Source organism: Micromonospora coxensis (assembly GCF_900090295.1).
Taxonomy (GTDB): Bacteria; Actinomycetota; Actinomycetes; order Mycobacteriales; family Micromonosporaceae; genus Micromonospora; species Micromonospora coxensis.
Window position 1 is genome coordinate 353,097 of sequence record NZ_LT607753.1, and the last position, 20,519, is coordinate 373,615.

Genomic DNA, 20,519 nt, shown 5'->3' on the forward strand with positions numbered 1-20,519 from the left:
TCAGGCGTCCGGCCCGCGCGCCGGCCGGCCGGGGAGCCCGTCGAGCAGCAGCACCATGCCGTCGGTGGCGGCGACCCGGTCGCGGGAGATCTCCCGGTACTCCGGGGAGTCGGCCCACGCCCGGAAGCTCTCCCGGTCGTCGAAGGCCATCAGGACGGCCTTGTCGTACGGCCAGTCGCCCTCGACGACCTGCGGGGACTCGTCGGCGGCGAGCAGCCGGCCCCGGTACTTCGCCAGGACCGGCAGGAAGGCGGCGGCGTAGCGGTCGTAGCGGGCGCGGTCGTGCACCCGGATCTGGGCGAGCGCGTAGACGGTCACCTCACCGATGTTACTTGTCGGTAGCCTGTTGGTGGGTCCGCTCCCGGGCCGGGTTCGCCGTCACCCGCGGGGGTAGAGGGAACATTCCTGCCCCCGGTCGGAAGGAACCATCGTGCCCAGCCTCCGCGCCCTGGTGCTCAACTGCACCCTCAAGCCCTCCCCCGCGCCGTCGAGCGCCGAACTGCTCGGCCGGGAGGTGCTCGCCGCCCTGGCCGACCACGACGTGGACGGCGAGATGGTCCGCGTCGTCGACCACGACGTACGGTTCGGCGTCTCCACCGACGAGGGTGACGGCGACGGGTGGCCGGCCATCCGCGCCAAGATCATGGACGCGCACATCCTGGTCATCGCCACCCCGATCTGGCTCGGGCAGCCGTCGAGCGTCTGCAAGATGGTCCTGGAACGGCTCGACGCCGAGCTGTCCGAGACGGACGCCGAGGGCCGGCTGCGCACCTTCGGCAGGGTCGCGGCCGTGGCGGTCGTCGGCAACGAGGACGGCGCGCACCACGTCACGGCGGAAGTCCTGCAAGCCCTCAACGACGTCGGGTTCAGCATCGCCGCCAACGCGTCGACCTACTGGGTCGGCGAGGCGATGGGCAAGACGGACTACGCCGACGCCGGGCCGAAGCCCGACACCACCGGCAGCGCCACGAAGACCCTCGCGGCGAACACCGCACACCTGGCCCGCCTGGTGGCCGACCGGCCGTACCCGCCGGCATGAGCCCGTCCATCGGACGCCGGCCGGCCGCGCGGCGGCTAGCATCGCGGGAATGTCGCTCACGCCGGGCCGGGTACGACTGCTCACGCCGGTCGCGGCGGCCCTGTTCCTCGGCCTGGCCCTGACGATCCGCGCCCTCGACGACGGGGCGCTGCGGCAGCACTCCGGCACCGCCCTGTACGCGTCGATGGTGTGGGCGGCGGTGCTCTTCCTCGGCCCCCGGCTGGCCCCGCTGTCGGTCGGGGCGATCGCGACGCTGTTCTGCTGGGTGGTGGAGTGCGCGCAGCTCACCGGCGTCCCGGCGCAGTTGTCGGCGGGCAGCCTCGCGGCGCGGCTGGCGCTGGGCGTGCAGTTCGACCCGGTCGACCTGGCCTGGTATCCGGTGGGAGTGGTCCCGCTGGTCGCGCTGCACGCGCTGCTGTCCCGGCGGACGGCCGCGGCGAGCGCCTGAGCAGGCCCGCCGGCCACTGCCGATCTTCCTGTCGGGCGCGGCTGTTACGGTCTCGCCGCCGTCGCCGCAGTAGGACCGGAGGTCACCGTGATCGCTTCCCACCTGTCGTCGTTCGCCGGGTCACCGGTGCTGCCCTTCACACCGGGCATGACCCTGCCGGAGGATCCGTCGGCGGTGGCCTGGCGGCTGGAGGTCGAGGAGTTCGACGCCGACCCCGGGGAGTTCGCCGAGCTGGTCCGGGCCATGCGCGACGAGGTCCCGGCCGACGCGGTGCGGGCGCTGGTGATCGGCGAGTGGGGCGAGGCGTACGAGCGGCCGCTGCCGGTGGACCTGCTCGTCGACGCGGCCGGGGACTGGACGGGGCTGCGCGCGCTCTTCCTCGCCGACCTGGTCAGCGAGCAGTGCGAGATCTCCTGGATCACCCACGGCGACGTCACCGGCCTGCTGGCGGCGTACCCGGCGCTGGAGGTGCTGCAGGTGCGCGGCGCGCAGGGCCTGCGGCTGGAGCCGGTGAAGCACACCGGGCTGCGCGAGCTGCGCGTCGAGTCCGGTGGGTTGCCGGGCACGGTGGTGCGGGCCGTCGGAGAGAGCGACCTGCCCGTGGTGCGGCGGCTGGAGCTGTGGCTGGGCCGCTCCGACTACGGCGGGGACACCACGGTGGACGATCTGGCCGCGCTCCTGGCCGGCGAGGGCCTGCCGGAGCTGCGGCACCTGGCGGTGTGCAACGCCGACACCCAGGACGCCGTCGCGGCGGCGGTGGCCACCGCGCCCGTCGTCGGACGGCTGGCGGTGCTCGACCTGTCCATGGGGGTGCTCACCGACACCGGCGCCGAGGCGCTGCTGTCCGGGCAGCCGCTGACCCACCTGCGCCGGCTCGACCTGCACCACCACTTCCTGTCGCCGCAGTGGCGGGACCGGCTCGTCGCGGCCCTGCCGGGCGTGGAGGTCGACCTGTCGGACCCGCAGACCCCGCACGAGTACAGCGGCCGGCAGTACCGGTTCACCGCGGTCGGGGAGTGAGCGGCGATGACCTTCGAATCCCACGCGCGCACCTTCGCCGGTCTTCCGGTCGTCGACGTGCCCGGCGACGGCCCACTGCCCACCGTGGACGGCGAGGTCACCTGGCGGATCGCCTGCTGGGACTACCCGCCGGGCACCCAGGAGGGTGACCTGTCGGCGGAGTTCGCCGACGTCTTCGAGCGGTTCGTCGCCACCGCCGGAGCGTCGGTGCGGTCGCTGGTCGTCGGCGCCTGGGGGTACGCGGCGTTCCACACCGCCCCGATCGCCCAGCTCTGCGCGGCGGCGTCCCGGCTGCCGGCGCTGCGCGCCCTGTTCCTCGGGGACATGACCAGCGAGGAGTGCGAGGTCTCCTGGATGCGGGTGGGCGACGTCAGCCCGCTGCTCGACGCGTACCCGCATCTGGAGGTGCTGCGGGTGCGCGGCGGCGAGGACTTCCGCTTCTCGCCGGTGCGGCACGCGCGGCTGCGCGAGCTGGTGGTGGAGAGCGGCGGGCTGTCCCGGGAGTTCGTCACCGCGGTGCTCGACTCCGACCTGCCCGCCCTGACCGACCTGGAGCTGTGGCTCGGCACCGACGAGTACGGCGGTGACACCGGCGTCGCCGACCTCGCGCCGCTGCTGGCCGGCGAGCGGTTCCCGGCGCTGCGCCGGCTCGGGCTGCGCAACGCGGAGATCGCCGACGACCTCGCCGCCGCGCTCGCCTCGGCGCCGGTGGTACGACGGCTGGCGCGGCTGGACCTGTCCATGGGCACCCTCGGCGACGAGGGGCTGGCCGCCCTGCTGGCCGGTCAGCCGCTGACCCACCTGCGCGAGCTGGACCTGCAGCACCACTTCCTGTCCGAGGAGGCCGCCGCGTCGGTGGCCGCCGCGCTGCCCGGCGTGCGGGTGGACGTGTCGGATCCGCAGGAGCCCGACGAGTACGACGGGGAGAGCTACCGGTACACGGCGGTGTCGGAGTGACATGGAGCTGACCGTCGTCGGCAACCCGGCCAACCGCCGGGTGGAGCTGTTCACCCGGGCGGCGCTGGCCGCCGGGCTGCCCCGGCCGGTGGTGCTGCCCTGGCGGGACGTGCTGACCGGGGCGGCCCCGCCGCCGGCGGGCGCGCTGGTGCGCGTCGACTCGCCCGGCGAGGACCCGGAGGTGGACCGGCTGCTGCGCCGGGCCGCCGTGCCCGCCCGGCACGGCGAGCTGGTCGGGCTGGCGGACGCGTACGCCGGGCTGACCGACGGCATGGCCCGGGTGGCCGCCGGGGGCGCGACCCTGCTCAACCCACCCGGCGAGGTGGCGGTGCTCTGCGACAAGCGGCGTTGCCATGCGCTGCTGGCCACGGCGGGCGTGCCGGTGCCCGAAGCGCTGCCCCCGGTCGACGGGTACGCGTCGCTGCGGTCGGGGATGGCGGCGGCCGGCTGGGGCCGGGTGTTCGTCAAGCCGGCGCACGGCTCGTCCGCCGCCGGGGTGATCGCCCTCGCCGTCGGTCCCCGGCGGGTGCAGGCGGTCACCACGATCGAGACCACGCCCGACGGGCTGTTCAACTCGCTGCGGCTGCGCCGCTACGACGACGAGGCGCAGGTGGCGGCCATCGTGGACCGGCTCGCCCCGGAGGGCCTGCACGTGGAGCGGTGGCTGCCCAAGGCGGGCCTCGGCGACCGGGTCGTCGACGTGCGGGTGGTGGTCGTCGCCGGGCGGCCCACCCACGTGGTGGTCCGCGCCGCCCGGGGGCCGCTGACGAACCTGCACCTGGGCAACGCGCGTGGTGACCTGGCCGCGCTGCGCGCGGCGGCCGGGCCGGCGGCGTGGTCCGCGGCGATGGAGACCTGCGAGCGGGTCGCCGCGTGCTTCCCCGGCTGCCTGCACGTCGGGGTGGACCTGATGTTCCTGCTCGGCTGGCGCCGGCACGCCGTGGCCGAGGTCAACGCCTTCGGCGACCTGCTGCCGGGGGTGCTGGCCGACGGGCGGGACAGCTACGCCGAGCAGGTCCACGCGCTGGTCACCGGCCGCTGGGACACCTGGCGGGCGGCCGTCGGCGCGCCGGGGCGGGAGGTGGCCGGGTGCGGAGCCTGATCGGCAGCCACGACCTGCTCCTGGTCACCCTCGACACGCTGCGCCACGACGTGGCCGCCGAGCTGGCCGCGGCGGGGCGGACGCCACAGCTGGCCCGGGTGCTGCCGGGCGGCCGGTGGGAGCGGCGGCACTCCCCCGCCAGCTTCACCTACGCCGCGCACCACGCCTTCTTCGCCGGCTTCCTGCCCACCCCGGTGACGCCGGGCCGGCACGAGCGGCTGTACGCGGCGGCGTTCCCCGGCAGCGAGACCTCCGGTGAGGACACCTGGGTGTTCGACGCCCCGGACCTGCCGACCGCCCTGGCGAAGGAGGGCTACCACACCCTCTGCCTGGGCGGAGTGGGCTTCTTCAACCGGCGCGGCCCGCTCGGGTCGGTGCTGCCGGGCCTGTTCGCCGAGGCGCACTGGGAGCCGGAGTTCGGGGTCACCTCCCCCACCTGCCTGGACGCGCAGCTCGACCGACTGGCCGAGGTGCTGCCCCGGGTGCCGGCGCGGCAGCCGCTGTTCACCTTCCTCAACGTCGCCGCGCTGCACCAGCCGAACCGGCACCACCTGCCCGGCGCGCAGCACGACGACCGGGCCAGCCACGCCGCCGCCCTGGAGTACGTCGACTCCCGGATCGGACGGCTGTTCGCCCTGCTCACCGGCCGGGGCCGGCCGGTGTTCACGATCATCTGCTCCGACCACGGCACGGCGTACGGCGAGGACGGGCACACCGGCCACCGGATCGGCCACGACGTGGTGTGGACCGTCCCGTACGCCCACTTCACCCTGCACCCGGGAGAATGGTGACCAGCACCGACACGGGCCTCGACGGCTCGCCGTACCAGCAGTACCTGTACGCGTACCCGCACAAGACCTCGTACCGGGCGCTGCGGCCCCGGCCGCTGCTGGCCGACGTGTGGCGGGCCGAGGCACGCGAGGCGCTCTTCCTCTACGTGCACCTGCCGTTCTGCGAGATGCGCTGCGGCTTCTGCAACCTGTTCACCCGCGCCCACGCGCCGCAGGAGCAGGTCACCGCGTACCTGCGGCAGCTGCGCCGGCAGGCCGAGCAGGTCACCGACGCCCTCGGCGACGTCGGGTACGCCCGGGCGGCGTTCGGCGGGGGCACCCCGACGTACCTGACGGCCGACGAGCTGACCGAGCTGTTCGACATCGCCACCACCACGATGGGCGCCCGGCTGCCGGGCGTACCCCTGTCGGTGGAGACCTCGCCGGCCACCGCGACGCCGGACCGGCTCGCGGTGCTCGCCGCGCACGGCACGACCCGGGTGAGCATCGGCGTGCAGAGTTTCCTCGACGTCGAGGCGCGCGCCGCCGGCCGCCCGCAGCGTCGGGAGGAGGTGGAGGCGGCGCTCGGTGCGATCCGCGACGCGGCGGTCCCGGTGCTCAACATCGACCTGATCTACGGCATCGACGGGCAGACCGCGCGGACCTGGCGGGCCAGCCTCGACGCGGCGCTGGCCTGGCGGCCCGAGGAGTTGTACCTGTACCCGCTGTACGTGCGCCCGCTGACCGGTCTGGGCCGGCGCGCGCACGCCCGGGCCGACTGGGACGCGCAGCGGCTGGACCTGTACCGGCAGGCCGTCCAGATCCTCGGCGCGGCCGGGTACCGGCAGGAGTCGATGCGGCAGTTCCGCCGCGCCGACGCGCCCACCCCGGACGGGCCGGACTACTGCTGCCAGGACGACGGCATGGTGGGGTTGGGCTGCGGGGCCCGCTCCTACACCACCGCCCTGCACCACTCGTTCGACTACGCGGTCGGGGTGTCCCAGGTGCGGGCGGTGCTCGACGACTACCTGGCCCGGCCCGCCGACGACTTCCGGTACGCCGAGTTCGGCTACCGGCTCGACGACACCGAGCAGCGCCGCCGCTGGCTGCTCAAGTCGCTGCTGCGCGCCGAGGGCGTCGACGCCGCCGCCTACCGGGCCCGCTTCGGCAGCCGGCCCACCGACGACTTCCCCCAGCTCGGCCGGCTCGTCGAGCGGGGCTGGGCGACCGACGGCGGGCTGCGGCTGACCGCGGCCGGGCTGGCCCGCTCCGACGCCATCGGCCCGTGGCTGACCTCCGCCGAGGTCCGCGCCGCGATGACCGGGTACGTGCCGCGGTGAACCTGGCGATCCTCTACCGCGGGCCGCTGGCCAGTTGCAACTACGACTGCCCGTACTGCCCGTTCGCCAAGCGGCGGGATCCGCCGGAGCTGCTGCGCGCCGACCGCGCCGCGCTGGCCCGGTTCACCGACTGGGTGGCGGCGACCACCGACGTACGACTGTCGGTGCTGTTCACCCCGTGGGGTGAGGGGCTGACCCGCCGCTGGTACCGGGAGGCGATGGTGTCGCTGTCGCACCTGCCGCACGTCGAGCGGGTGGTCATCCAGACCAACCTCGCCGCCCGGGTGGACTGGCTCGCCGACGCCGACCGGGGCACGGCGGCACTGTGGACGACGTACCACCCGGGACAGGTCAGCCGGGAGCGGTTCCTGGCCCGCTGCGCCCGCCTGTCGGAGCTGGGGGTCCGCTACTCCGTCGGGGTGGTCGGCCTGCCGGAGCACCTCGACGAGGCGCGGGCGCTGCGCGCGGCGCTGCCGGCGCAGGTGTACCTGTGGGTCAACGCCGCCGAGGGACGGCGCTACGACGCCGCCGAGGAGGCCGTCTGGACAGGGCTGGACCCGCTGTTCGGCTGGAGCGTCCGCCCGCACCTGTCCCTGGGGCGGCCGTGCCACGCGGGTGAGACCGCCGTCTCGGTGCTCGGTGACGGCACGGTGCGCCGCTGCCACTTCGATCCCGCCCCGATCGGCAACCTGTACGACGGGTCGTGGCGGGCCGCCCTGCGGCCCCGGCCGTGCGGCGTCGCGGTCTGCGACTGCCACATCGGGTACGTGCACCTCAAGCCGCTCGGGCTGCGCGACGTCTTCGCCGGCGGGGTGCTGGAACGCATCCCCGCCGCCTGGCCGTCCCCGGGTCCGGTGGCGTCCGGCACGCCCTGACGCCGGGGCGGCCCGGCGAGGGCGGCCCCGGCGTCGGCTGCCGGCGGGCTCAGTGGGTGACGCGGACCGTGTCGTCGATCCGCGGGTACTCGCAGGCGTCCTGGTCACACAGTTCGAACCCGGCGGTGACCAGCGTCTCGCCGGGGCGGAAGATCTCGCCGTCAGCCTGCGCCGCCACCCGCGCCGTCACCTCCTGCGGCTCGCCGGTGCAGGTGACCGGCGCCCAGCCGGATCCGTGGGCCACGCCGCTGCCCGAGCGCTGCCGGACGATCACCTCGACGCCGCCGGACCTGCCTGCGGTGCACACCACGGTGATCGTGACGTCCACGGCCACGCCTCGGGCGGCCAGGGTCGCGGAGGTGACGTCGACGGTGCTCGCCGCGCTCGCGGGCGTCGGCGCCAGTGATGCGAACAGTGCCAGCCCGAGCAGGGCGATGCTGGTCATGATCCGGCGCACGGTGGTCCTCCCTCTGCCAGTCACCTACCTGCGCCACCATAGACCCGTGTCGACACTCGTAGTGACCGGTCGATGACAGATCTCGGTGTTCGCGGCGCCAGTGCCGCAGGTCGTGGCCCGGAGCCGGCGGGGCCTTTGCGGGTCAGTCGGCCAGCCAGGCGCGGATCTCGTCGCCGTGCTCGTCGAGCCGGGGCGGCGGCAGGTCGTGGCGGGGCGGGGTGCGCGAGAAGCCGATCGGGTGCCGGACGCCGGGCACGCCGCCCGCCGTGGCCACCGGGTCGAGCCCGAGGTCGCGGGCCAGCGCGACCCCGTCGGCGACGGTGTTGATCGGGGCGCACGGCACACCGGCGGCGGTCAGGTCGGCGAACCACTCGTCGCGCCGCCGCCGCGCCAGCCGCTCGACCAGCAGGGGGCGCAGCGCGTCCCGGTGCACCGTGCGGTCCTGGTTGCGGGCGAACCGGGGGTCGTCGGCCAGCGCGGGCGCCCCCAGCACCTGGCACAGCCGGCGGAACTGGGCGTCGTTGCCGGCGATGACGACGAGGTCGCCGTCGGCGGTGGGCATCGGCTCGTACGGGAACAGGCTCGGGTGGGCGTTGCCCATCCGGAACGGCACGCTGCCGGCGGCGACGTGGCCGCTGGTCTGGTTCACCAGGCCGGACAGGGCCGAGGAGAGCAGGTCCACCTCGACGTGCTGGCCGACTCCGTGCCGGTCGCGGTGCCGCAGCGCGGCGAGCACGCCGACGGCCGCGTGCAGGCCCGCCATCACGTCGAACACCGCCACCCCGGCCTTGTACGGCGGGCCGTCCGGATCCCCGGTGAGGCTCATCAGGCCGGAGGCCGCCTGGACCATCAGGTCGTACCCGGGCAGGTGCGCCCCCGCGCCGGCGCCGAACCCGCTGATCGAGGCGTACACGATGCGCGGGTTGACGGCGGCGACGCTGTCGTGGTCGAGGCCGAAGCGGCGCAGGCCGCCCGGGCGGAAGTTCTGGATCATCACGTCGGCCCGGTGGGCGAGGCGCCGGGCGACGGCCAGGTCGTCCGGGTCGGTGAGGTCCAGGGCGATGGACCGCTTGTTGCGGTTGACGCCGAGGTAGTAGGTGGAGATGCCGTCGCGCACCGGCGGCGTCCACGCGCGGGTGTCGTCCCCGCCGGGGCCCTCGACCTTGACCACGTCCGCGCCGAGGTCGGCCAGGAGCATCGTCGCGTACGGCCCGGCGAGGATCCGCGAGAAGTCGGCCACCAGGACGCCGTCGAGCGGTCCGGACCGCTGCCGCTGCATCGGCACTCCCCTCCCCGGGACGGCCGGCCGGCCGCTCGGGTCGGCGGGGACCGGTCCGGCGAGCATACGATCCGCGGGTGGAAACCTTCGACGGCACCGACGGCACCCAACTGGCGTACCACCGCACCGGCCACGGCCCGGCGCTGATCTGCCTGCCCGGCGGGCCGATGCAGGACTCGGCGTACCTCGGCGAGCTGGGCGGGTTGTCGGCGCACCGCACGCTGGTGCGGCTGGACCTGCGCGGCACCGGGGGGTCGGCCGTCCCGGCGGACCCGGCGACCTACCGGTGCGACCGGCAGGTCGCCGACGTCGAGGCGCTGCGCCGGCACCTCGGGCTGGAGCGCGTCGACCTGGCCGCGCACTGCGCCGGGGCGACCCTGGCCCTGCTGTACGCGGTCCGGCATCCCGAGCGGGTCGAGCGGCTCGTCCTGCTCACCCCCAGCCCCCGGCCGGTGGGCGTGGAGGTCACCGACCGGGACCGCCGGGAGCTGGCCGAGCTGCGCCGGGGCGAGCCGTGGTTCCCGGCGGCGTTCGCCGCGTTCGAGCGCATCTGGGCGGGACGGGCCGGCGACGAGGACTGGGCGGCGATCACCCCGTTCACCTGGGGCCGGTGGGACGCCGCCGCCCGGGCCCACCACGAGCGGGAGGCGAGCTGGCGGCACCCGGACGCGGCGGCCGGCTACTACGCCGACGACGCGTTCGACCCGGTGGCCGTCCGGGCCGCCGTCGGGCGGCTCCGGGCAGCGGTCCTGCTGGTCGCGGGCGAGTACGACGTCGCGCTGCCGCCGACCCGCGCGGCGGAGTACGCCGGCCTGTTCCCCAAGGGCGAGCTGGCCGTGCAGCCGGGCGGCGGGCACCAGCCCTGGCACGACGACCCGCGCTGGTTCGTCGACACCGTGGCCCGGTTCCTGGGCTGAGCGCCCGCGGCTACCGTGCCGGCCGGCACGGCCCCCGCGCGGTCACGCTCTCGTCGGCGACCCGCAGGACCGTGCCGTCGACGTAGTAGAGCGAGACGCCGGCGGCTCCGCCGAGCCGGGACACGCAGGTCGTCGGCGGGGGCAGGTGCGGCGGTGGCGACTGGCCGTCGACGGCGGCGAGCTGGACCCGGGTCACCTGCAACGCGGGGACGCCCGGCGCCATCAGCAGCCGCACCGGTCGGCCGGCGCGCACGTCGGCGGCGAGGTGGTCGCTCAGCCGGTACGGCAGCAGCAGCAGGCTCACGCCGAGGAAGCCCAGCAGGGCCCCGGCGATCCCGCGCAGCCACAGGCTGGTGTTCCAGCCCAGCTGCACGGCGGGTGGGCGCAGCCACAGGACGAGGCCGGTGCTGACCGCGCCGCAGAGCAGGATGACGGTGACCGGGAGGGCGTCGACCGCCCCGCCGCGCGAGGTGGTCCACACCGCGAGGCAGAGCGCCGCCAGCCCCGCGACGCCCATGCAGGAGACCACCGTCATGACCACGATCGCGGCCCGGCTCTGCACGATGTGGACCACGGGGGCGCTGCGCTCGGCCGCCTGGAGCAGGTGCCGGGAGACGACGAAGACGGCCAGGCCGGTGATGCCGATGAGGAAGGCGCGGATCGCCAGCCAGCCGAAGGTGATGCCGGCGTCCTCCGGATCGACGCCGAAGGCGCCGAAGAACCGGGCGGTGACCACCCAGCCGAAGGCGTACGAGAAACCGGCGACGCCGGTGACGATCTGCGCCGCCTGCCCGAACCAGTGCGACACCTGCCCGGTGAGCGTCGGGGGCGACCCGTCCGAGGGCGGCGCGGCGCCGATCACAGCAGCCCCGTGAGCAGCACGACCGCTGCGACGGCGCCGATCACGAACCCGACCGTCACGGCCAGCCTGCCCTTCAGCGCGTACGTCCAGGCGGTGCGCGGCAGCGACTCCACCGGCGACACGCTCGGCGTGGTCTGCAGCTCCGGCCCCTCCCCGGTCATCGCCTCGATCACGGCGTCGAGCGTCGTCAGCCACTGCGACAGGCGGGGCCGGGAGCCCGAGGCGCGCACGGAGGCACGGATCAGCGGGGCCAGCGCGGCGGGCACCTGGCCGCCGAGGGGGTCGTCGGTGTCGGCGCCCGAGGGCCGCCAGGACGGCGCGACGAGCACCCGGGCGGTGATCAGGCCGACCGCGTAGACGGTCGAGGCGTGATCCGGCCGGGGGGTGTCGCCGGTGAGCACCCGCGGATCCGTCCAGTCCGTGCTGGTCAGCAGCGGCTCCTCGACCACGCTGTCCACCGGCCGGATCGAGTCGCAGTCCAGCAGCAGCACCGCGGGCTGCGGACGCAGCGTCCACAGCAGGTTGTGCGCCGCCAGGTCCTCGTGCACCAGGCCCCGCGTCTCCAGCCAGCGCAACGCCTCCACCAGGGCCCGGATCAGCTTGAGCTTCTCCCGCAGGCTCGCCGGCTCGATCCCGACCCGGGCGGCTCGGGCCTCGTAGAGCAGGTAGTTGAGGTCCCTGACCCGGACCTTCTTGGTCGACAGGTGCGCCTGGTACGCCATCCCGGCCCGGGGGACGAGCACCCCGGCCACCGCGCCGTCGGCGCCGGCGACGACCGCCAGCGGCCACGCGTACCGGCGCCGGACGAGGGCGGCCGAGTCGTCGTCGAGGCCCCGGTAGAGCTGGACGAGCCGGTCGAGGTCCTCCTCGGCGCGGGGTATCGCGTACTTCTTGTACAGCACCGTGTCGTCGTGGCCGAACACGTCGAAGACGGTGGACGAGCCGCCCCGGACGCCGGGGCCCCAGGTGCGCAGGGTGCGCTCCGGCACCCGGGGCGGCAGGTCGGGCCAGGTGTCGGCCACTGGTGGGGTGGGCATGTCGTGTGAGGGCCGGTTACCGCAGGTCCGCTTCCCCGAGGGGCGGGTACGGCGGCGGCAGGTGCGGCCGGGCGTCGGGGCGGCCGGGCAGCATCACCGATCTGGTCAGCGTGCGGGCGAAGTCGGTGACCACGCCGAAGATCCGGGTGGCGAGCACCTGGTCGTGGTGGTCGTTCCACTCGTACACCGCTACCGGGCGCAGCCGCTGCCAGATCCCGCTCCCTTCCGACCCGGCATCCGTGGTGATGACGACGAGCTGGGCCTTGGTGCGGCGGTCGAAGTCCTGGAACGCCCGCTCCCAGTCCTGGTCGACCGGTGTGCCGTCGGTGACGAGGAAGACGAAGGGGCGCAGGACGGACGTGTCCTGTGAGCGCAGGACCCGCAGGTCGTGGTCGATCACCCGGCCGAGGCGCTGGAACAGCGGACCGTACCGGGTGGCCCCGTGAGCGTACAGGCGCGGCAGGGACGGCAGTTCGGTCAGGTCCGTCAGCGGCAGGACGAGTTCCGCGTGGTCGGCGAAGGCGACGATGCCCACCCGCACCTGGTCGCCGAGGGCGGGACTGGAGAGCAGTTCGTCGACGAGCTGGATGAGCGCCTGCTGGACGGCCTCCAGACGGGTCCCTTCAGACATGGATCCGGAGGTGTCGACCGCCAGGTAGATCGGCAGCACGCGCTGCGGCATGATCCGACCCCCTCCGCGCGCTCGCCGGTCCTGCGGTCGCCCACGAAGGTAGCCGGCTGACCGGGTCGCGTCGAGGCCCGTCGTCCGATCACGACTGTCGGACTTCGGCACCGCGCGGGGACCCCGGCTCCCTTGTCGGCACCTCCTATCGTGATGGCGCTGCGGTCCCGGCGGCACGACGACGGGCGGCAGACCACCCCGACCAGCACCGACCAGGAGGCACGCGTGGGAAGCAGGAGGTACGTCGCGACGGCGGCGTCGGTCGCCATCGCCGTCGCGACACTCACCGGGTGCGGCGACGACGGCGACGCCGAGCGGGAGTACGTCGACAAGCTCAGCCGGGCGGGCTACGAGTCGGTGACGGTCTCCCCCGAGATCAAGAAGTCCCTGGGCAGGAAGAACCGCGATCGCAAGAACACCGTCGCCTACGACTACACCTGGCAGGTGAACACCGACTCGGACCCGACCACCTGCGAGGTCACCCTCGAACATCCGGCGTACAACTCGAAGTCGCTGCGCGGCGACCACTGGCACGTCGACGAGGTCGACGACAAGGACGTCGAGGGCTGGGGCGGCAACAGCCCCGACCCCGAGACGGTGCGGAAGCTGCTGCGCGAGCACTCCTACGACTGCTGACCGAGCCCGGGTCCGCGATCCCCGGGGCGGCGGGCACGACAGCGTGCCGCCACCGGGGGCGGCGGGCGGAGTGCCAGCCCGTCACCCCCGGTGCACGGGTCAGTTCCCGGCTAGGACGCGCGCGTCGGCGGCAACGACCGCCGCCAGCGCGGTCGGGAGCCGTTTGCCGGCATGCCGGTCGGCGTAGCCGGCCAGCTCGGCGTACCGGCCGTTGGCCAGCAGGGTGCTCAGGACGGTGCGCGCGTCGGCGTCGGCGCCGGAGGTCAGGATCACGTACCCGAGGCCGGCTGGGCTGGCCGCCAGGGTGAACGTGCTGGTCGCCGACGCCCGCCCGGCCGGGCCTACGGCGTCGGCGCGCAGGGTGTGCCGGCCCGCCGGCAGGGCGGTGAGGTCCAGCGGACGATCCGTGGCGACCCGCTGCCCGTCGAGGGTGAGCGTGACGGTGTCGACGTGAGCGGCGGTGACGGTGGGGACCGGGGCCTGGGCTCGGTCCAGGGTGGCGCCATCGACCGGTGACGCGATCGCGACGCTCGGGGTGGCGGGCGATCGCTGCAGGTGAGCGGCGTTCCAGCCGGCCAGCTCGGCGGGCCGGTTGGTGATGATCCCGTCGACGTCGGCCTGCTCCAGCGCCTGCCACTGGGCCGGCGAGTCGACGGTCCAGACCAGGACGGCCACGCCCGCGTCGTGCAGCTGCCGCACCACGTCCGGCCGAGCCGCCAGCGCTGCGCCACTCGGGTTGTACGCGGTTAGTCCCAGCTGTCGGGCGAGGGCGACCGGGTCGGTGTCCAGGCTGCCGCGCAGCAGTCCCAGTGGCAGTTCCGGGGCCAAGTCGCGGGTGTGGCGCAGGGCGTCGACCTCGAAGCTCTGGACGAAGACGCGGCCGGTCATCCGCTCCGCGCGGATCACCTCGACGATCCGCGCCACCTCGTCGCGGGTATGTGCCCCCTTGATCTCCAGCAGCAGGTTGCCGCCCCGGACGCGCAGGTCGGCGAGCTGCTCCGCGAGGGTGGGCAGCTTCTCGCCGGTGTACTGCGGGGCGAACCACGAGCCGGCGTCGAGAGCCTTGAGCTGCGCGGCGGTCAGGTCCCGGATCCGGCCGACGCCATCGGTGGTGCGGTCCACAGTGGCGTCATGCAGCACGAACGGCACGCCGTCGCGGGACGGCTGCACGTCGTTCTCGATCCAGTGGGCGCCCGTCCGGCGGGCCACCTCCTGGGCCACCAGCGTGTTCTCCGGGGCGGCGGCGGAGGCGCCCCGGTGGACGATCACGGTGAGTGGGCTGCCGTCGGGGCGTAGGTGTCCGTTGGGGGCCAGCTCCGTCACGGTGACGTCGTCGAACGAGACGGTAGCGCCGTTGACCAGCAGGGCCTGCCCGCCGTCGGCGGAGCGGCGCAGGCTGCCGGTCCGCAACGCCTCCCGCCCGTCGACGAACCAGCGCGCCTGGCTGCCGTGCACCTCGACCGCGACCCGCACGTCGCGGCCGGTGCCCGCCGCGTACGGGGCGGAGCCGGTGTCGGTGACGTTCCAGGTGTTGGCGGTGGTTCGCTCGGCGAACTCCAGGCCATTGGCGGCGGTGCTGCCGCTGCGCATGGTGGCGATCCACCACGGGGTGGTGCCGTCGGCGGGTACGTCGAGGCCCAGCGCGGTCCAGCGGGTGGCCGAGGTCACCGATTCGAACCGGACGGTCGCCTCGACGCGGAAGTCGTCCAGGTGCCGACCGAAGGTGATCTTGTTGGTCGCCGCGGAGCTGGTGGAGGTGCCGTACAGCCGGCCGTTCTCCACCTTCCAGGCGCCGTCGACGGCGCGCCACCCGGCGGGCAGCGTGCCTGCGGAGAAGTCCTCGGCGACGACGGCGGCGCCGGGCTCGGCGGCCGCCGGTGGGGACGGGGTCAGCACGGCCGGCGCGCCGACCGCCAGCGTCAGGGCGCAGAGGGCGGCGGTGAGGCGGATCCGGGTGGTGGGACGGGCGCGACGGGTCATGGTGCGGACCCTAGGAACGTCACGGGAACCGACGGCCAACCGGCCGTGACGGCGACGCGAACGCCGGTACGCGATCACATGTGCGTGGACCGGACGGGGGTCAGCAGCCACCGGGCGAAGCAGGCGTCGTCGTCGAGTGCGGTGTACCAGCGGACCCGGAGCTGGAAGGAGGTGGCCGTCACCGGCAGCAGCAGGCCGGGGTCGACGCGCAGCGACGACGGCGGCCCGTGCCGGAGCGGAACGGGCCCGGGCCGGGCGGGCGCCAGGGGGGTCGAGTGCGCGCCGGCCCCGTCGACCGCCGCGCTGAACAGGGCCAGCACACCGCTGGGCACCCGCAGGACCTCGCCCACCTGGTCGTCGGTGTGCGGGAACCGCAGCGCGTCGGCCACGGTGTCGGGGTAGCGGGAGCCGGACGCCTGCACGACGGCGATCGACCCGTCCTGCGCGGTGAGGACCTCGATCCAGCTGTCGTCGCGCACGACGCCGTCCCCGCCGACCAGCACCGCCCGGCCGGTCCCCACCGCGATGCCGGTGTCCTGCCACCCCAGGTCGACCACCTGGTCGAACTGGTCGTCACTGGAGCCCCGCCACGCCTCGCGCAGGCCGGCGTCGACGGCGAGGAACGGCTCACCGTTGGTCCACAACCGACCGACATGGGTCCAGGAGACAGTCACCGGCCCAGTATCGACGACGCTCGGCCGGGGTCCGCCGGGGCGTGGTCAGCGGGTCGACGGCCGGGCGCTGCGCCGGGTGCCGAAGGACTCCATGGTGGTGGCCTTCTTCGCGGGCGTACGTCCGGCGGTGCCGCGGGCGCGGGCGGGCGTCGCCTTCTTAGCGGGCGCCTTCTTCGCGGGCGCGCGGGTGGCCGGCGCCTTCTTGGCGGCGGCGGCCTTGGCGGTCGGCCTGCGGGTGGGGGCGGCGGTCGCGGCGGTGTCCGTCTTGCGGGCCACCCGGGCCGTGGTCGGGGTGGGCCTGCCGCCCGGCGTCTTGGCCGCGCTGGCCCCGGTGGCCCGTTTCGTGGCCGTCGCGACCTTCTTCGCGGCGGCCTTGCGGGTCATCGGGGCCTTGCGCGCCCCGGTGGCCTTCCGGGCGCCGGTGGGCCTGGCGGCCCCGGTGCTGCTGCGTCGAGCGTCGGCCATCGTCGCTCCTCCTCGGGGTGTGCTGCCGAGACCCGCACCGACGGGGCGGGCCGGGCCGACCGGCCCGCTCGGCGTCGGTGTCTTCCCCCGGCCCCGGCGGGCAAACGTCGCGTGCGGACGCGGCGCCGACCGCCGGGCAGCCGTCGAACGGCACGCTCCCCGGTACGGCCACCCGCCCGCCGCCCGTGCCGCGGACCGGCCGGACGTCGACGCTGCGTCACGCCCGGATCCCGGTGGGCGACGGGTGCGGGCACCTGGCCGGTCGGCTATTGACTGTGACCTGGCGCACATCATTAGATGTCGAGGTGGTGCGGTGCCTGGTCGGCCCGGCCACTGGCCGGCCCAGGCGACCGGTCGGGTGGGTTCGCCACCTCAAGCGATCGACGGGGTGCGGTGGGTGCGGTGGACACCGGGGTGAACGAGCGCCGCCGACGCATGCAGTTCGGCGCCGCGCTGCACGTCGGCTCGCACACCATCGCCGTCGCCTACTGCCTGCTGACCCTCGGCGAGCCGAACCGGGGGCCAATGCTCGTGGCGTACGGCTGCGGCGTGGCGACCGGCCTGGTGGGCCTGCGGACGGCCAGGCGGGTGACCTCGAAGGCCGCCGGCTACCGGATCTCGTTCACCATCCTGGTCATCACGCTGGGCATCGTCGCGCTCTGCGCGTACTGGGACGGCGGCGCCGCGTCCCCGGCGGCCCTGGGCTTCGTCACCACCACCGTCTTCGTGGCGAACTACACGCCGCACCTGCGGCTGATGATGGGGCTGGAGGCGCTCACCATCGGCGCCTACCTCACCGTCGCCGCCGCCGGGCGGCCCACACCCCCCGGGCACGTCTTCGTCCACGTCGCCGGCATGGTGATGCTGGTCGCGGTCTGCTCCACCCAGACGCGGACCCTGGCGCGGCAGCGGTCCCAACTGCGCGCCCTGGCGGCGTTGGACCCGCTCACCGGCGCGCTGAACCGGCGCGGCCTGGCCGAGTACGCCCGGCACCTGTTCCGCCACGGCTGCCGCCCCGGCCCGTCCCTGCTCTGCCTGGACCTGGACGACTTCAAGCTGGTCAACGACCGGCTCGGGCACGCCGCCGGTGACGAGCTGCTGCGCCGGACGGTGTCCGCCGCGCGGGAGGCGCTGCGCGCCGAGGACGCGATCGCCCGGATCGGCGGCGACGAGTTCGTGGTCGTCCTCGTCGACGCCGACGAGGCGACCGCCCGGGCGGTCGCGGACCGGATCGAGGTGGCGGTGCGCCGGCACGCCGTGGTCAGCATCGGCACGGCGACCGCTCCCCACGACGGGGACACCCTCGACGCCCTGATGCGCACCGCCGACCGGCGCCTCTACCGCACGAAGCAGCAACGCCACCGCAGCGCCGACCCGCTCCTGCGCGCCGGCCACGACCTGCTGTCCGGCGGCTCGGAGACTCTCCACGCGCCGTGACCGGACACCGCCCCCCGGGCCCGCGCCGGCCACGGTCCGGGGCGAGCGGCGCGCGGAAAGTGACCAACGGCCCCTGTCCGGGTGACCCTCGGGTCGGGCAGGGTGGGGCCATGACCCCCCGCCCGCGTGTCAGGCCGGACGCGAAGTGCCCGCTGCGTCCCGGGCAGCCGTGCACCCTGTGCCAGCTCGGCGTCACCGGCCCGCAGGACTGTGGGCTGGTCCGCCTGGTGATGGAGGACGACGAGCTGCGCGAGGGGCTGCACCGCTTCCAGGTGGCCGCCCGCAGGCGCGAGGGCGGCGGGGCCCCGGCCTGAGCCGGGCCGGGCACGGCGGCCGGCGCGCTCCCCGACCGGCGACCACGCAGGGTGGCGCCACCGTATACCCCTAGGGGTATGCTGGATCGAAGAGGGTCGAGGGAGCGGGCCACACGACGGCTCCGACCTCGACCGCCCTTCTCAACCCGGGAGGTCCGGTGACCGAAGTCCGGCATCACCAGGTGGTCATCGTCGGCGGCGGCGCCGCCGGCATCAGCGTGGCGGCGCGGCTACGCCGCAAGGGCGTGACGGACGTCGCCCTGGTCGAGCCCAGCGACAGCCACTACTACCAGCCGCTGTGGACCCTGGTGGGGGCCGGCCTGGCCCGCGCCGGCGAGACCGTGCGCGCGCAGCGCACCCTCGTACCCAAGGGGGTGACCTGGATCCGCGACCGGGCGGTGGCCGTCGACCCGGCCGACCGCACCGTGTCGCTCGCCGGCGGCGACGTCCTCGGCTACGGCCAGCTCGTCATGGCGCCCGGCCTCCAGCTCGACTTCGACGCCGTGCCCGGCCTCGCCGGATCGGTCGGACGCGACGCGGTGTCCAGCAACTACCGCTACGACCTCGCGCCCCGCACCTGGGAGTTCATCCAGCGGGTGCGCGGGGGCACCGCGATCTTCACCATGCCGCCCGGTCCGATCAAGTGCGGCGGCGCCCCACAGAAGATCGCCTACCTGGCCGCCGACTGGTGGCGCCGGCAGGGGCTGCTGGACCGTATCCGGATCATCCTGGTGCTGCCCACACCGACCATCTTCAGTCAGCCCGACTGGGCCCGGAGCCTGGAGAAGGTGGCCGCCGGCTACGGCATCGAGGTCCGCTACGAGTCGCAGCTCGTCGAGGTCGCCGGGGCCGACCGGCGGGCGGTGGTCCGGGACAACCGCACCGGCGCCACCGAGACCGTCGACTACGACCTGCTGCACGCCGTACCGCCGCAGAAGGCGCCGGACTGGCTCGCCGGCAGCCCGCTGGCCGATCCGGCCAGCCCGTTCGGGTACCTGGAGGCCGACCGGCACACCCTGCAGAGTCCACGCTGGCCGGAGGTGTTCACCCTCGGCGACGTGGCGAACCTGCCCACCTCCAAGACCGGGGCGGCCATCCGCAAGCAGGCGCCGGCGGTGGTGGCCAACCTGCTCGCCGCCCGCCACGGCCGGCCCCTGCCGGCCCGCTACGACGGCTACACCTCGTGCCCGCTGGTCACCGCGCACAACCGGATGCTGCTGGCCGAGTTCGACTACGCGCTGAAGCCGAAGCCGAGCTTCCCGCTCATCGACACGATGAGGCCCCGCTACGACATGTGGCTGCTCAAGCGCCACGGCCTGCCGGCGATGTACTGGCACGGCATGTTGCGCGGCCTGGCCTGACCACACGACGGGTCGACCGGGGTACGGGCGCGGTGTCCGTACCCCGGTCACCGTCGGCGCGACGGCCGCCGTCCACAGGGACCCGCCGGGTCCGGCGCGGCCAGCGCTCAGAGCGCGACCAGGACCACGGCGAGGACGAGCAGGGAGCAGACGATCTCGAACACTCCCACCTGGGCCGGCCGGAGCCGTCGCGCCGGCAGCAGCACCGCCCGGGCCAGCAGCAGCAGGAAGACCGGGGCGAGCAGCAGGTCCAGCCCGGTCGCCACGACTGCGGCGAGCAGGTGGAAACCGACGGAGAGGCGCCGGTAGCCGGCGTCCCCGCGCTCCCGGATCATGGTCTTGACGTAGAGGACGGTGCCGGCGAGGTACAGCAGCAGGGCCAGGAACGCGGGGGCCACCTCGGCGAGGGGCGCCCCGGCGATGGTGGCCACCACGAAGACCAGCAGGCAGCTCTGCGCCACCGAGGCGAGGTCGTTGAGCAGGGCTCGCTCGCGTCGACGCCAGGCGTACCCGGCGTTGACCGCCAGCAGCAGGGCGTAGACCGGGGCGTACCAGAGCACCGCCGGCCGGGCGATCAGCACGGCCGCGGCCGGCGGCGCGGTGACCAGGCCGTAGGCCAGCAGTTGGTCGGCGAAGCGGCCCGGCCGGCGGGTCTTGACGGCCTGGAAGACGTAGTACGACAGCAGGTAGCCGGCGAGCCAGGCGCCCAGCAGCGGCAGGTGCGGCCAGCGCGGGCCGACCAGCACCACCCCGACGGTGTACGGCAGCAGCAGCATCGCCCAGGCGCCGTGCTGCGGCGGGACGAAACGGCGCAGCCGGCGGCGGGAGGAGGCCGGGCGGGCGGTCGTGACGGCGGTGGACATGGCG

Annotated in this window: 23 protein-coding genes; 13 read left to right on the forward strand and 10 right to left on the reverse strand. The window is 74.9% G+C overall.

Annotated elements, in window-relative coordinates; genetic code table 11:
* Positions 1-318: a DUF1330 domain-containing protein gene (locus tag GA0070614_RS01695; protein ID WP_088974322.1), complete on the reverse strand. Its 318-nt coding sequence runs from the start codon at positions 316-318 to the stop codon at positions 1-3.
* 112 nt (positions 319-430) lie between these two features.
* Between GA0070614_RS01695 and GA0070614_RS01700 the strand changes: the two genes are divergently transcribed.
* From GA0070614_RS01700 to GA0070614_RS01735, 8 genes are all read left to right on the forward strand, one after another.
* The gene (locus GA0070614_RS01700) at positions 431-1,039 is read left to right on the forward strand and encodes a flavodoxin family protein (protein WP_088974323.1); all 609 of its coding nucleotides are present in this window, start codon (positions 431-433) and stop codon (positions 1,037-1,039) included.
* A gap of 49 nt (positions 1,040-1,088) precedes the next feature.
* Entirely contained in the window at positions 1,089-1,487 is a 399-nt protein-coding gene (locus GA0070614_RS01705; RefSeq protein ID WP_088974324.1) for a ribosomal maturation YjgA family protein, read from the forward strand.
* Positions 1,488-1,574: 87 nt separating this feature from the next.
* On the forward strand, positions 1,575-2,507 hold the full coding sequence (locus GA0070614_RS01710) for an STM4015 family protein (protein ID WP_088974325.1): 933 nt from the start codon (positions 1,575-1,577) through the stop codon (positions 2,505-2,507).
* A gap of 6 nt (positions 2,508-2,513) precedes the next feature.
* Positions 2,514-3,464 (forward strand): STM4015 family protein, encoded by a 951-nt coding sequence (locus tag GA0070614_RS01715; RefSeq protein ID WP_088974326.1) that lies wholly within the window; start codon positions 2,514-2,516, stop codon positions 3,462-3,464.
* Position 3,465: 1 nt separating this feature from the next.
* Entirely contained in the window at positions 3,466-4,566 is a 1,101-nt protein-coding gene (locus GA0070614_RS01720; RefSeq protein ID WP_088974327.1) for an STM4014 family protein, read from the forward strand.
* Positions 4,554-5,357 carry an STM4013/SEN3800 family hydrolase gene (locus GA0070614_RS01725; RefSeq protein WP_088974328.1) on the forward strand — a complete coding sequence of 268 codons (804 nt, stop codon included), beginning with the start codon at positions 4,554-4,556 and terminating at the stop codon, positions 5,355-5,357. The genes GA0070614_RS01720 and GA0070614_RS01725 overlap by 13 nt, the downstream gene beginning before the upstream one ends.
* Entirely contained in the window at positions 5,354-6,676 is a 1,323-nt protein-coding gene (locus GA0070614_RS01730) for an STM4012 family radical SAM protein (protein WP_231933470.1), read from the forward strand. The genes GA0070614_RS01725 and GA0070614_RS01730 overlap by 4 nt, the downstream gene beginning before the upstream one ends.
* Positions 6,673-7,551 carry an STM4011 family radical SAM protein gene (locus tag GA0070614_RS01735; RefSeq protein WP_088974330.1) on the forward strand — a complete coding sequence of 293 codons (879 nt, stop codon included), beginning with the start codon at positions 6,673-6,675 and terminating at the stop codon, positions 7,549-7,551. The genes GA0070614_RS01730 and GA0070614_RS01735 overlap by 4 nt, the downstream gene beginning before the upstream one ends.
* Positions 7,552-7,600: 49 nt before the next feature.
* On the opposite strand, the gene GA0070614_RS01740 is transcribed toward GA0070614_RS01735, so the two are convergent.
* Positions 7,601-7,996, reverse strand: a complete 396-nt coding sequence (locus tag GA0070614_RS01740) for a hypothetical protein (protein ID WP_157744855.1) — start codon at positions 7,994-7,996, stop codon at positions 7,601-7,603.
* Positions 7,997-8,150: 154 nt separating this feature from the next.
* Positions 8,151-9,287: a CaiB/BaiF CoA transferase family protein gene (locus GA0070614_RS01745; RefSeq protein ID WP_088979143.1), complete on the reverse strand. Its 1,137-nt coding sequence runs from the start codon at positions 9,285-9,287 to the stop codon at positions 8,151-8,153.
* 77 nt (positions 9,288-9,364) lie between these two features.
* On the opposite strand from GA0070614_RS01745, the gene GA0070614_RS01750 reads away from it, so the two are divergent.
* Positions 9,365-10,204, forward strand: a complete 840-nt coding sequence (locus GA0070614_RS01750) for an alpha/beta fold hydrolase (RefSeq protein WP_088974332.1) — start codon at positions 9,365-9,367, stop codon at positions 10,202-10,204.
* Between the two features lie 10 nt (positions 10,205-10,214).
* Here the strand turns inward: GA0070614_RS01750 and GA0070614_RS01755 are convergent, their stop codons facing one another.
* The 3 genes from GA0070614_RS01755 to GA0070614_RS30035 are packed head-to-tail and all read right to left on the reverse strand — an operon-like array spanning position 10,215 to position 12,785.
* On the reverse strand, positions 10,215-11,066 hold the full coding sequence (locus GA0070614_RS01755) for a hypothetical protein (protein ID WP_088974333.1): 852 nt from the start codon (positions 11,064-11,066) through the stop codon (positions 10,215-10,217).
* Positions 11,063-12,103 (reverse strand): protein kinase family protein, encoded by a 1,041-nt coding sequence (locus GA0070614_RS01760; RefSeq protein ID WP_157744856.1) that lies wholly within the window; start codon positions 12,101-12,103, stop codon positions 11,063-11,065. The genes GA0070614_RS01755 and GA0070614_RS01760 overlap by 4 nt, the downstream gene beginning before the upstream one ends.
* Before the next feature lie 16 nt (positions 12,104-12,119).
* Positions 12,120-12,785, reverse strand: a complete 666-nt coding sequence (locus tag GA0070614_RS30035; RefSeq protein WP_157744857.1) for a vWA domain-containing protein — start codon at positions 12,783-12,785, stop codon at positions 12,120-12,122.
* Positions 12,786-12,938: 153 nt separating this feature from the next.
* On the opposite strand from GA0070614_RS30035, the gene GA0070614_RS30040 reads away from it, so the two are divergent.
* A complete protein-coding gene (locus GA0070614_RS30040; protein WP_157744858.1) occupies positions 12,939-13,421 on the forward strand; it encodes a hypothetical protein in 483 nt (160 codons plus the stop codon).
* A gap of 99 nt (positions 13,422-13,520) precedes the next feature.
* On the opposite strand, the gene GA0070614_RS01775 is transcribed toward GA0070614_RS30040, so the two are convergent.
* The 3 genes from GA0070614_RS01775 to GA0070614_RS31365 form a co-directional block, all read right to left on the reverse strand.
* Complete coding sequence (locus GA0070614_RS01775; protein WP_088974337.1) at positions 13,521-15,401, reverse strand: glycerophosphodiester phosphodiesterase family protein; 1,881 nt, start codon at positions 15,399-15,401, stop codon at positions 13,521-13,523.
* Positions 15,402-15,475: 74 nt separating this feature from the next.
* Positions 15,476-16,075: a hypothetical protein gene (locus GA0070614_RS01780; RefSeq protein WP_088974338.1), complete on the reverse strand. Its 600-nt coding sequence runs from the start codon at positions 16,073-16,075 to the stop codon at positions 15,476-15,478.
* 45 nt (positions 16,076-16,120) lie between these two features.
* Complete coding sequence (locus GA0070614_RS31365) at positions 16,121-16,540, reverse strand: hypothetical protein (RefSeq protein ID WP_088974339.1); 420 nt, start codon at positions 16,538-16,540, stop codon at positions 16,121-16,123.
* A 402-nt stretch (positions 16,541-16,942) separates the two neighbouring features.
* On the opposite strand from GA0070614_RS31365, the gene GA0070614_RS01790 reads away from it, so the two are divergent.
* The 3 genes from GA0070614_RS01790 (at position 16,943) to GA0070614_RS01800 (ending at position 19,652) form a co-directional block, all read left to right on the forward strand.
* A complete protein-coding gene (locus GA0070614_RS01790; protein WP_157744859.1) occupies positions 16,943-17,977 on the forward strand; it encodes a GGDEF domain-containing protein in 1,035 nt (344 codons plus the stop codon).
* 110 nt (positions 17,978-18,087) lie between these two features.
* Complete coding sequence (locus GA0070614_RS01795; protein ID WP_088974341.1) at positions 18,088-18,291, forward strand: DUF6767 domain-containing protein; 204 nt, start codon at positions 18,088-18,090, stop codon at positions 18,289-18,291.
* A 158-nt stretch (positions 18,292-18,449) separates the two neighbouring features.
* Positions 18,450-19,652, forward strand: a complete 1,203-nt coding sequence (locus GA0070614_RS01800) for an NAD(P)/FAD-dependent oxidoreductase (protein WP_088974342.1) — start codon at positions 18,450-18,452, stop codon at positions 19,650-19,652.
* Between the two features lie 107 nt (positions 19,653-19,759).
* Here the strand turns inward: GA0070614_RS01800 and GA0070614_RS01805 are convergent, their stop codons facing one another.
* Positions 19,760-20,515, reverse strand: coding sequence for a YwiC-like family protein (locus GA0070614_RS01805; RefSeq protein ID WP_088974343.1), 756 nt, complete (start codon positions 20,513-20,515; stop codon positions 19,760-19,762).
* Positions 20,516-20,519: the final 4 nt, after the last annotated feature.